General features: G+C 75.0%; 8 protein-coding genes. 5 read left to right on the top strand and 3 right to left on the bottom strand.

The annotated features are described in order from the left end of the window. The first annotated feature begins 698 nt into the window (after positions 1 to 698). Together H7H31_RS30000 and H7H31_RS29995 are read left to right on the top strand one after the other, a co-directional pair. Positions 699 to 2,441 (top strand): ABC-F family ATP-binding cassette domain-containing protein, encoded by a 1,743-nt coding sequence (locus H7H31_RS30000; protein ID WP_187061923.1) that lies wholly within the window; start codon positions 699 to 701, stop codon positions 2,439 to 2,441. Positions 2,442 to 2,728: 287 nt separating this feature from the next. Further along, entirely contained in the window at positions 2,729 to 3,373 is a 645-nt protein-coding gene (locus H7H31_RS29995; protein WP_187061922.1) for an HD domain-containing protein, read from the top strand. A 121-nt stretch (positions 3,374 to 3,494) separates the two neighbouring features. Here H7H31_RS29995 and H7H31_RS29990 read toward each other — a convergent pair whose 3' ends face one another. Further along, on the bottom strand, positions 3,495 to 5,312 hold the full coding sequence (locus tag H7H31_RS29990; protein ID WP_187061921.1) for an ABC-F family ATP-binding cassette domain-containing protein: 1,818 nt from the start codon (positions 5,310 to 5,312) through the stop codon (positions 3,495 to 3,497). 154 nt (positions 5,313 to 5,466) lie between these two features. On the opposite strand from H7H31_RS29990, the gene H7H31_RS29985 reads away from it, so the two are divergent. After that, complete coding sequence (locus tag H7H31_RS29985; RefSeq protein ID WP_187061926.1) at positions 5,467 to 6,420, top strand: NAD(P)/FAD-dependent oxidoreductase; 954 nt, start codon at positions 5,467 to 5,469, stop codon at positions 6,418 to 6,420. Between the two features lie 233 nt (positions 6,421 to 6,653). Here the strand turns inward: H7H31_RS29985 and H7H31_RS29980 are convergent, their stop codons facing one another. Continuing rightward, on the bottom strand, positions 6,654 to 8,036 hold the full coding sequence (locus H7H31_RS29980; protein ID WP_187061920.1) for an alpha/beta hydrolase-fold protein: 1,383 nt from the start codon (positions 8,034 to 8,036) through the stop codon (positions 6,654 to 6,656). A gap of 562 nt (positions 8,037 to 8,598) precedes the next feature. Between H7H31_RS29980 and H7H31_RS29975 the strand changes: the two genes are divergently transcribed. Then, complete coding sequence (locus H7H31_RS29975) at positions 8,599 to 8,967, top strand: hypothetical protein (protein WP_187118165.1); 369 nt, start codon at positions 8,599 to 8,601, stop codon at positions 8,965 to 8,967. Then, a complete protein-coding gene (rfbD, locus tag H7H31_RS29970) occupies positions 8,964 to 9,932 on the top strand; it encodes a dTDP-4-dehydrorhamnose reductase (RefSeq protein ID WP_187061043.1) in 969 nt (322 codons plus the stop codon). Before H7H31_RS29975 ends, rfbD begins: the two co-directional genes overlap by 4 nt. A gap of 132 nt (positions 9,933 to 10,064) precedes the next feature. Here the strand turns inward: rfbD and H7H31_RS29965 are convergent, their stop codons facing one another. Further along, entirely contained in the window at positions 10,065 to 11,744 is a 1,680-nt protein-coding gene (locus tag H7H31_RS29965) for a BCCT family transporter (protein WP_232110390.1), read from the bottom strand. Positions 11,745 to 11,933: the final 189 nt, after the last annotated feature.

The raw sequence follows: 11,933 nt of genomic DNA, 5'->3' as shown, positions 1-11,933 counted from the left end.
CACGGGTTCGATCATCAAGGCCCCGGCGACGGCACCGCGAGCGGCTTTGCCGAATCGGCAAACGGCTCTCGCCGGGTGGCGGGGCGGGTTCAGCGGCGGGCCGCGGCTGGTCTGGCGAGCCCTCCCACGGACCTGGCGGGGCGGTCATCGGAGCACGGTGGTGGTCACCCCGTCACCGGTGGCCGCGATCCCCGCGTGGCAGCCACCGACGGTCACCGCCCGCGCGTCGGACGCTCGCGCGTGTGGCGCGCGCCATGAGCCCGGCGAGCTGGTCGGCCAGCTCCGGGTCGCCCACCGGGGCCCTTCGCAGGTGGCGGCGGTGCGTCGCCAGCGCCTTCCGGTCCTGCGGGGCCCTAGCCGGTTCGTTGGTCGCGTCGTGCGACGAGTCGACGGCCCGCACGGTCGCCCGGGGCGGCGTGTGCCGCCGCGAGGTACAGTGGTCGAGTCCTGTTGTCTCCGATTGAGGTGGACGTTGCGCATCTGAGGTTCGCGACCATCGCGCGGTACGGCCCCGGCCGTACGCCTACCACGTTGAGCTGGCTCTCTCGCCGCCCGTGGTCCGCGCGGATGCGACCTCGGTGCCCGAGCCGTCCCGACCCGTCGGACGGCCGCGCTCCCCCCTTCCGGTTCCGGCCCGGTCGCCGCGTGGTGCTCGCATACGAAGCCCCCGTTCCTGCACTTGTGACTGCGAGATCACCATGGCTCATTCTCCTTACCCCGCTTCCTCCGCTTCCTCCCACTCCTCCCCCGCCGCCGTGACCTGCTCGGCCCTGACGTTCCGGTGGCCGGACGGGACGCCGGTCTTCGACGGGCTCTCCTTCACCGTCGGCCGGGGCCGCACCGGGCTGGTCGGCGGCAACGGCACCGGCAAGTCCACGCTGCTGCGGCTGCTGGCCGGCCAACTGAGCCCGGCCAGCGGCTCGGTGGCCCTGCGTGGCAGCCTCGCCTACCTGCCGCAGAACATCACCCTCGACACGGAGCTGCGCGTCGACCAGGCGCTGGGCATCGCCGAGCGGCGCGCCGCGCTGCGCGCCATCGAGTCGGGTGACGCGCGCGAGGAGCACTTCGACACGATCGGCGACGACTGGGACATCGAGGAGCGGACCCAGGCGACGCTGGGCCCGCTCGGCCTCGGCGACATCGAACTCGACCGTACGGTGGGCCAGTTGTCCGGCGGGGAGACCGTGCTGCTCCGGTTGGCCGCGCTGCTCATCGAGCGCCCCGACATCCTGCTCCTCGACGAGCCGACCAACAACCTGGACCTGTTCGCCCGGCGCCGGCTCTACGACGCGGTCGACTCCTGGCGCTCCGGTGTGCTGGTGATCGTCAGCCACGACCGCGACCTGTTGGCGCGCGTGGACCGCATCGCCGAGCTGCGCTCCGGGTCGGTGACCTGGTACGGGGGCAACTGGGCCCAGTACGAGCAGGCGCTCGCCACCCAGCAGGAGGCCGCCGAGCGCACCCTGCGGGCGGCCGAGGCGCAGGTGCGCAAGCAGAAGCGCGAGTTGGAGGAGACGCAGATCAAGGTGGCCCGCCGCGAGCGGCACAGCAAGAAGATGGACGCCCAGCGGCGCGCGCCCCGGATCGTCGCGGGAGAGCGCAAGCGCTCCGCGCAGGAGTCGGCGGACAAGCTCCGGGGCGTGCACGAGGAGCGGCTCAGCGAGGCGCGCGAGCGGCGCGAGGAGGCGGCGGACGCGCTCCGTAACGACGCCGAGATCCGGGTCAGCCTGCCGCACACCGCCGTGCCGGCCGGCCGCACGGTCCTGAGCCTGCGCGCGCTGCGGCCCCGGTACGGCCGGCTGCGCGAGGGTGACCTGCACGTGCACGGACCCGAGCGGATCGCGCTCGTCGGGCGCAACGGCGCCGGCAAGACGACCCTGCTCCGTACCATCGCCGGGACGCTGCCGGCGCTGTCGGGCGAGGCCACGGCGCACGTGCCGCTGCGCTTCCTGCCCCAGCGGCTCGACGTGCTGGACGAGGAGTTGAGCATCGCGCAGAACGTGGCCCGGATGGCCCTGGGCGTCAGCGACCAGGAGATCCGCTCGCAGCTCGCGCGGTTCCTGTTCAGGGGCGCGCGTGCCGCGCAGCCGGCCGGGACCCTGTCCGGCGGGGAGCGCTTCCGGGCCGCGCTGGCCGCGACGATGCTCGCCGCGCCGGCCCCGCAGTTGCTGATGCTGGACGAGCCGACCAACAACCTCGACCTGGCCAGCGTGCGCCATCTGAGCGGCGCCCTTGACTCCTTCCAGGGCGCCCTGCTGATCGCCAGCCACGACCTGGCCTTCCTCCAGTCGATCGGCGTCACGCGCTGGCTGTTCGTGGACACCGCGCTGCGCGAGACGGCGGCCGACGAGGTGTACGACCTGCTGGAGGCGTCCGACACACCCGAGGAGCCCGACACGTCCGAGGCGTCTGCGGCGTCTGCGGCGGCCGAGGCGCCGTAGGCGGGGGCGCCGGCCGTCGTACGCCCGGGTGGCGCGGGCGCGCGGGGGCGGGGTCGTGCGGTGACGCGGGCGGGGCGCGCTGGTTCACTGGTGCCGGCGCGTTCCGCCCGCCGCCGCTGGCCGTTCGCCGGCCGCCAGGCGACGCGGGCCGCCGGTCGGCGCCGGGCCGTGGCCCGGGGCTGACCGACCGGCCGCCTGCGACGGGCGTCCGTGCCGGGCAGGGTTGAGGACCGAGCCGGCGACCGGTCGGCGGGATGACCACAGAACCGAGGACGAGGAGACCAGCCATGCCCGACGCATCGCACGTCGCGGGGATCGCCGTGCCCGACAGCGCGCTCGCCAGGGAGGCCACCGACCTGGTGCGCACGGTGACCTCCGACCTGATCTACCACCACTCCCGCCGGGTGTTCCTGTTCGGCAGCCTGTTGGGCCGCGAACGGGGCCTGGAGTGCGACCCCGAGCTGCTCTACGTCGGCGCCATGTTCCACGACCTGGGCCTGAACGAGGAGTTCCGTACCAGCGGGCGGCGCTTCGAGGTGGACGGGGCGGAGGAAGCCGCGAGGTTCCTGCGCTCCCGCGCGGTGCCCGAGGACGCCGTACGCCGGGTGTGGACGGCCATCGCCCTGCACACCACGCCCGGCGTGCCGGAGTTCATGGAACCCGAGGTCGCGCTGGTCACCGCGGGGGTGGAGTACGACGTGCTGGGCCTCGACTACGAGCGCGTCAGCACGGACGACCGTGCCGAGATCACCGCGCTGCACCCGCGCCCGGACTTCAAGCGGCGCATCCTGGCGGCGTTCACCGAGGGCATCGCGCCCAAGCCGGAGACCACGTTCGGCAACGTGAAGGCCGACGTGCTCGCGCACTTCGTGCCCGGCTTCCAGCGCGGCGACTTCGTCACCGTCATCGAGAACTCACCCTGGCCGGAATGAGCCCCCTGCCGCCGATCCGGGCGCGCCGAGCCGGGTGCCCGGGCCGCGTCGCCGCCCCGGCCCGGAGCGACACCCGGGCCCGGGGCTGACGCTTCGGCCCGGGCTATGGCGCGGCCCGCCGTCAGACCTCGCTGACCTGCCCGTCGGCCACCTCGACGCGGCGCGTGGTGTGCACGGCGTCCAGCATCCGGCGGTCGTGGGTGACCAGCAGCAGGGTGCCGTTGTAGGAGGCGAGCGCCGACTCCAGTTGCTCGATGGCGGGCAGGTCCAGATGGTTGGTCGGCTCGTCGAGCACGAGCAGGTTCACGCCCCTGGCCTGGAGCAGGGCCAGGGCGGCGCGGGTGCGCTCGCCCGGCGAGAGGGTGTGCGCCGGGCGCAGCACGTGGTCGGCCTTGAGCCCGAACTTGGCCAGCAGCGTGCGCACCTCGGCCGGCTCCAGTTCGGTGGCGACGGCGCCGAAGGTGTCCAGGAGCGATCCGGTACGGGTGTCCGCGGCGCGCGAGCGCCCCGGCCGCGCCCCGTCGCCCACGGCCTCGGCATGCCCCACGGCTGCGGCCTGCCCCGTACCGGCGGTCCGGTCCGCGCCGGCGGTCTGGTCCGGTCGGTCATGGGCGTCGGCCGGGTCGGGACCGTCGTCGAAGAGTTGGGCGCGGGCCTGGTCCACCTCGCCGACGATCACGCCGGAGCCCAGGGAGGCGTGTCCCTCGTCCAGCGGCAGCCGGCCGAGGAGGGTGGCGAGCAGGGTGCTCTTGCCGGAGCCGTTGGCCCCGACGATGGCCACCCGGTCCGCCCAGTCGATCTGGAGGTCCACCGGGCCGAAGGTGAAGCCTCCGCGCCGCACGCGGGCCCCGCGCAGGGTGGCCACCACCGAGCCCGAGCGGGGCGCGGCGGCGATCTCCATGCGCAGCTCCCACTCCTTGCGCGGCTCCTCCACCTCGTCGAGCCGCTCAAGGAGTCGTTCGGTCTGCCGGGCCTTGGCCGCCTGCTTCTCGGTGCTCTCGATGCGCGCGTTGCGCAGCAGCTTGTCGCCGTCGGTGGCCTTGCGGCGCGCGTTGCGCACGCCCTTGTCCATCCAGGCGCGCTGCGTGCGGGCCCGCTCCTCCAGGCCGGCGCGGGTCTGCGCGTACTGCTCGTACCGCTCCCTGGCGTGCCGGCGCGCGGTCTCGCGCTCCTCCAGGTAGGCGGTGTAGCCGCCGCCGAAGAGGGTGAACCGCTGCTGGACGACGTCGAGTTCGAGGACCTTGTCGACCGTGCGGGCCAGGAACTCGCGGTCGTGACTGACCAGGACGGTGCCGGCGCGCAGCCCGCGGACGAAGTCCTCCAGGCGGCCCAGGCCGTCGAGGTCCAGGTCGTTGGTGGGCTCGTCGAGCAGGAACACGTCGTACCGGCTGAGCAGCAACGAGGCGAGTCCGGCGCGGGCCGCCTGGCCGCCGGAGAGTGCGGTCATCGGCCGGTCGAGGCCGACCGCGAGGCCGAGCCCGGCGGTGACGCTCTCGGCCCGCTCGTCCAGGTCGGCGCAGCCGAGCGCGAGCCAGCGCTCCCACGCGGTGGCGTACGCGTCGTCGGCGCCCGGGCGCTCGGCCGCCAGCGCCTCGGTGGCGGCGTCCAGCGCGGCCTGCGCGGCGGCGACCCCGGTGCGGCGGGCGAGGAAGTCGCGTACGGTCTCGGCGCCGGTGGCCGGATCGGAGCCGCCGGTACGCCGCCGCTCGTGCTCCTGCGGCAGGTAGCCGATGGTGCCGTGCGGCGGGCTGAGCGTGACGCTTCCCTCCGCGGGCTCGGCCAGCCCCGCGAGGAGGCGCAGCAGGGTGGACTTCCCCGCTCCGTTGGCGCCGACCAGGCCGATGGTGTCGCCGGGGCCCACGACGAGGTCGAGCCCGGAGAACAGGGTGCGGTCGCCGTGCCCGGCAGCGAGGTTCTTGGCAACGAGGGTGGCAGTCATCAGGCGGAGATCCTAACGGCGGGGTGCGGCGGGACGCTCGCCGATATCCGCCACGCCGCCACGCCGCGCGACGGGCCGGCCGCGCGGGGAGCCGAGTCACGGGTGGGGGCTCGCGTGGGGCGCGGCGAGCGGATAGCGTCCGCGCATGGTGAGCATGGTGCGCGACGTGATCGTGGTGGGCTCCGGGGTCATCGGCCTGACCTGCGCCGTTACGTTGGCGGAGGGTGGGTTCGGGGTGTCCGTGTGGAGTCGGGACCCGGCGGCTGAGACGACGTCGGCGGTGGCGGGCGGGCTGTGGTGGCCGTACCGCATCGAGCCGGCGGAGGCCGCGGGCCGCTGGTCGGTGGCCTCCCTGGCCGAGCTGACCGCCCTGGCCGCCGACCCGGGCGAGACGGGTGTGCGGTTCGCCGACGGCACCCACGCCGGCCTGGGCCGTGCCGGCCTCGGGGCGTGGGCGGACGAGGTACCGGGGCTGCGCCCGGCCGCGCCGGCCGAGTTGCCGGCGGGGTACGCCACCGGCCTGCGGGCCCGCGTGCCGCTGATCGACATGCCCACCCACCTGCGGTACCTGGAGCGGCGGCTGGTCGCGGCCGGCGGCACGGTGGAGCGCCGGGCGCTGGCCTCGCTCACGGAGGCGGGGCGACGGGCGCCGGTGGTGGTGAACTGCTCGGGGCTCGGCGCCCGGGAGTTGGTGCCCGACCCCGAGGTGCACCCGGTGCAGGGGCAGGTCGTGGTGGTGGAGAACCCGGGGCTCGACGAGTGGCTGGTGGCGGCCGACCCGGTGGCGGCGGAGACGCTGTACGTGCTGCCGCAGCCGTACGGGGTGGTGCTCGGGGGCACGGCCCGGGCGCACGCCTGGGAGCTGCGGCCCGACCCCGCGACGGCCGAGGCGATCGTGGCGCGCTGCACCCGGGCCCGGCCGGAGTTGGCCGGGGCGCGCGTGGTCGACCACCGGGTGGGGCTGCGGCCCGCGCGCCCGCGCGTGCGACTCGCGGTGGAGGAGTTGCCCGGCGGCGCGCGGTGCGTGCACAACTACGGGCACGGCGGCGCGGGCGTCACCGTGGCCTGGGGCTGCGCCCGCGAGGCGGCGGCGCTGGCGACGGCGTAGCCGCGCGCCGGGGCGCCGGGCCGGGCGCCCCGTGTCCGCCGACGCGGGTGCGGGGGTGCCCCCCGCGAGTCCGACGGCAGGGCCTTGGGACCGCCGGGCTCGCGGGGAGCACGATCGTGGGGCCGGCGCGGGGCCGGCGGGGCCCGCCGCACGGGGCGGGCCGGGCCGCGCCGTCGAGGCGCGGCGCCCGAGGCGCGGGCGCCCGCCGGTCGCGGCGGCGCGGGCCCGATGGGTCAGCGGGGGCGGGCGCCGAGCAGGGTGATCAGCCCGTCGGCGAGGGCGCCCCGCCAGCAGGCGTAGTCGTGGCCGCCGCTGAACTCGGTGCCCGTCACCGGGTAGTCCCGGGCTCGCAGCGCCGCCCGTAGGCCACGGGTGAGTTCCAGCAGCCGCCCCTCGTACAGCCCGACGTCGAGGTGGAGTCGCAGCTCGCGTGGGGCGCCGTCGGCGTACCGGCGCGTGATCCAGGGCACCGGGTCCGCGTCCGCCTCGGGCTCGCCCGCCGGGTGCCAGGGCAGCGCGGCGGACTGGGCCAGCACGTTGCCGAACCGCATGGGCGCGGCGTAGCCGGCGTACAGCGCGCTCACACCGCCGAGCCCCTGGCCGGCGACGACGGTGCGGGCCGGGTCGTAGGTGATCGGCCAGCGGGCGGCGGCCCACGGCAGCAACTCCGTTGCCAGGAAGGTGACGTGGGCGTCCTGGCCGCCGCACTCCCGGGGCCGGCTGGCCTCGTCCGCTCGGTCCCGGGAGTGTGGCGCGAGTACGACCAGCGGAGGCAGCAGGCCGACGGCGATGAGTCGGTCGAGCACGGACCCGAAGCCGAGTTGGCCGAACCACATGTCGCCGTCGAGCAGCACCACCACGTCGGTCTCCTCGGGCAGCGGCCCCGGCGGCTCGTACACCCACACGTCGCGCTCGACGGCGAGGGCGCGGCTGCCGAGCCGGTGCCGCCGCAAGCTGCCGGAGGGTACGTCGTCCGGGGCGTCGGCCCAGGGCGGGGCGGGGGCGTGCGGCAGCTCGACGACCGAGCCGGGCCGCGCGTACCGACGCCCGGGTATGGGGCGGAGGTTGAGCGGGTCGGGTACGGCGCGCGCGGCCAGCCCGGCGGGCCCGGGATCGGGGTCCGTGGCGCCGTACCGGGCGATGCGGTAGGTGCCGCGGTGGTCGGCGCGCAGGTGGCGGGACAGGTACCAGACGTCGGTGCCCGGCAGGCGGCGCATCCGCCCGGTCGCCCCGGCCGGGCCGGGCGACCAGTCGGCGCACAGCAGCACCGCGCGGGCGTCGGCGTCGCGCCATACGAAGGTGACGTTCCGGTGGTGGGGGTCGCGGTCGACGGGCTCGACCAGCGGGGCGCCCACCGCCTCCACCTCGGCCCAGAACCTCGCCACCGCCGCCTCCCGCGCCGTCGCGTCGACGGCGGCGGCCAGGCGCGCGGCGAGCGCGAGCAGGCGCCGACTGTCCGTACGGGGCGGCGGCGCGGAGCGCGGGCCGACGGCGAAGGCGTGCGAGGGGGTGTCAGCGTGCGGCGGCGGGGCGCCCGTTGCGGAGCGGTGGGTGGCGCGGCGGGCGGCGAGCACGCCCCTGGGGGTCGCCGTCATCGGGGTCGGGCGCGCGCTCATCGGCCGCTCCCGCCGCCGGCCGTCGGTTCGCGCACGACGCGACAGGCCCGAAACGGCGCGGCCGTTGGGAGCGGCGAACCACGGTGGGAGCGACCGACGAACCGGACACACATCGGCAACCTGCGTTTCCGCGCCCCTCATCACCTGCCCTCGCCCCGGCGGTGGCGCGGGGCGAACGGCACGTCGTACGCGAGAGGGGCACATAGAAGGACGGTTGTGGGTGAGGTCACACACCCAACAGGGCGAGCACCTACTTAGGTAAGCCTAAGCTAACCACGTGCCTCACCGCTCAACAACACCCTCAGGTCGTACACCCCAACTCGGCGCCACCGGGCCCCTCTACCGGCCTCGCGCCCACGTCCCACCCTGCCGCGCGCCACTGCCCCCGCCGCCCGACCTCGCGGTGAGCGGGACCAGCCACCACCCCTGAGCCCCAGGAGCCACGGGCCCGCCAACGCCGCACCACCGACAGGCGATCCGCGCACGGCCCGCCCCTCCACCTCCGCGCGCCGCCCCGTCGCCCCTCCACCCCGTCCCCACGCCCCCGACCCCCGGAACTCCCATGAGCATCCTCGTCACCCAGGAAGCCGGCGCCGTCGGCTCCCTCTTCGCCGGCTTCCCCTTCGTCCGCTCACCGCTCGGCCCGCGAGGCCGTGGCGACGCGTCGGCCGCCACCGTTCTCGACTCCCGCAGCCCCGCGTCCGGCCGGGCGGACCTGCTCGACGCCGGCTCGGACCGGTCGAAGGACGCCGCCGGCCTCCGGGCCTCCGGACCGCGCTACGCGCTGGACGAGACGGAGATCCGCACCGAACTCGGCCTCGCGCCCCGGCACTCCCGCGCCGACGGGCTCGCCGCGACCATCGACGGGCACCGCTCCCACCGCTCGTGGCGGCGGCGGGAGACGCGCGCACACCTGGAGGCAGTCCGATGAACGGCTGGTTGATCACCGGAGCCGGCGGCATGCTCGGTCGCGAGCTGCGCGCCCGGCTTGCCGCAGCGTCCGTCCCCGCCCTCCCGCTCACCCACGCCGACCTGGACCTGACCGACACCGACGCGGTGGCCAGGGCCGTGCGGCGCACCAGGCCCGCGATCGTCGTCAACTGCGCGGCGTGGACCGACGCGGACGCCGCCGAGACGCGCGAGGCCGAGGCGTTGCGGGTCAACGGCGACGCGGTGCGCGGCCTGGCCCGGGCCTGCGCCGCGAGCGGCGCCCGGCTGCTGCACGTCTCGTCCGACGCCGTCTTCCCCGGCCGGGCCACCAACCCGTACGACGAGACCTCGCGCCCCGCCCCGCGCACCGCCTACGGGCGCACCCGGCTGGCCGGCGAGCGCGCCGTGCTGGAGGAGCTGCCGCGCACCGGCACCGTGGTGCGCACGGCGTGGCTGTACGGGGCGTACGGCCCCAACTTCATCCGCTCCATGGCCGCCCGGGCCGCGACGGGCGATGCCACCCTGGCCGTCGCGCACGACCAGCACGGGCAGCCCACCTGGACCCGGGACGTCGCCGGCCGGCTGCTCGCGCTCGGCCGGTTGCCCGCGTCCCAGGCGGCGGGCATCTTCCACGCCACCTGTGGGGGCCGCACCACCTGGTACGACCTGGCCCGGGAGGTGTTCCGGCTCAGCGGTGCCGATCCGGACCGAGTGCTTCCGGTGGACGGGGCCAGCCTGGGCACGGTGGCGCCGCGCCCGGCGTGGAGCGTGCTGGGCCACGACCGGTGGGAGGAGGCCGGGTTGACGCCGCCCCGACACTGGCGCGAGGCGCTCGCGGTGGCCTTCCGGTCGGTCACCTCCGATGGCCCGCCGGCACGGCGGCGTACGGCCTCCCGGCGCCCGCTGCCGAGCGCGGCGCGAGCCGCCGCCACGAGCCGCGGCCCGGTGCGCGCGCTGAGCGGCTGATCGGCCGCGCGGACGACAGGCAAGGCGAACAACAGGCGAGGACAGCAGGCGAGGGGCCTCGCGCACCGCGCGAGGCCCCTCGGTCGTGCGTGCCCGTACGGGCGGGCGGGGCGGCCGACCGGCCGGCGGGTGTTACGCCTTGCCCACGGGCGTGATGTCCTCTTCCTCCACGGCCGTGGCTCCGGACCCGGGCACGATCTGGAGCTCGAAGTCGCCCGCGTACCGCTCGTGTCCGGCGATGACGGCCATCTCCACGGCCTCCTCACCCTTCTCGCCCCGCACGATCAGCGGGTCGCGCCGCAGGTCGCGCAGGAGCGCCACGCACATGCCGACCATGACCAGCACGAAGGGCGCGGCCACCAGGATGGTGAGGTTCTGCAGGCCGGTCAGTACGTCCGAGTCGCCCTCGCCGACCATCAGCATGATGGCCGCCACGGCGCCGGTCACCACGCCCCAGAAGATGACGACGAGTCGGGTGGGTTCGAAGGAGCCCTTCTGCGAGAGCGTGCCCATCACGATGGAGGCGGCGTCGGCGCCGGAGACGAAGAAGATGCCGACCAGGATCATCACCAGGATGCTGGTGACGGTCGCGATCGGGTACTGCTCAAGCACCTCGAACAGCCGGCCCTCGGGCGAGGAGTCGGCGCCCAGCTTGTCGGCGGCCTGGAGCTTCATCGCGGAGCTGCCGAAGACGGCGAACCAGAGCAGCGACACGGTGCTGGGCACCAGGATCACGCCGCCGACGAACTGCCGGATGGTGCGCCCCCGGCTGATGCGGGCGATGAACATGCCGACGAACGGCGTCCAGGAGATCCACCACGCCCAGTAGAAGACCGTCCAGGAGCCCAGCCAGTCGGCGACGGACTGGCCGCCGGTGGCCTCGGTGCGGCCGACCAACTGCGGCAGGTCACCCAGGTAGGCGCCCATGGAGGTGGGCAGCATGTCGAGGATGACGATGGTGGGGCCGGCCACGAAGACGAAGACGGCCAGCGACAGCGCCAGCACCATGTTGATGTTCGACAGCCACTGGATGCCCTTGGCGATGCCGGAGACCGCCGAGGCGATGAACGCGACGGTGAGCACCGCGATGATGGTGACGAGCAGCCCCGTGCCCACGCTGCTCTTCCAGCCCAGCTTCTCCATGCCGCTGCCGATCTGCACCGCGCCCAGGCCCAGCGAGGCGGCGGAGCCGAAGAGCGTGGCGAAGATGGCCAGGATGTCGATGATCCGGCCGGCCGTGCCGTTGGCGTGGTGCTTGCCGATCAGTGGCGTGAACACGGCGCTTATGGTCTGCCGCCGCCCGCGCCGGAAGGTGCTGTACGCGATGGCCAGGCCCACCACCGCGTAGATGGCCCACGGGTGCAGCGTCCAGTGGAAGAGGGTGGTGGCCATCGAGGTCTGCATGCCCTCGGCGTCGTTCTTGGGGTCGGTGCCCGGCGGCGCGTCGATGAAGTGCGACATCGGCTCGCTGACGCCGTAGAACATCAGGCCGATGCCCATGCCGGCGCTGAACATCATCGCGACCCAGGAGACCGTGCGGAACTCGGGCTCCTCGCCCTCCTTACCGAGCGTGATCTTGCCGTAGCGGCTCATCGCCAGCCACAGCGCGAAGACCACGAAACCGGACGCGGCGAGCATGAACGCCCAACCACCGTGGTGGATCAGGTCGGTGAGGAGGTCGGACGAGACGTCCTTGAGCCCGTCGGTGGCGATCGCGCCCCAGGTCACGAACGCGAGCGTGAGGGCGGCCGTCACGCCGAAGACCACGCGGTCGGTCCGTGGCGGCGTCGTCTGGTGAGGGCTGCCGGGCATGCTGGCCGGCACTGCCGGGTCGCCTCCGCCGCCCTTCTCGTGAGTGTTCTCCGCCACGCGTCGACCTTCTTTCATGGAGCAACTAACAAGTGATTCCTCTGCCCGCTACCCCCAACCGGCGAACGCACTCCTGCCGATTTTCGATGGCCCAGGCCGCCGGTGGCGGGTCGACTCGCCACCGGCGGCCTG

This window comes from Streptomyces buecherae, from assembly GCF_014295035.1.
In the GTDB taxonomy this organism is placed as follows: domain Bacteria; phylum Actinomycetota; class Actinomycetes; order Streptomycetales; family Streptomycetaceae; genus Streptomyces; species Streptomyces youssoufiensis.
The sequence above is the reverse complement of the archived record's forward strand: the minus strand, read 5'-3'. Positions and strand labels throughout refer to the sequence as shown.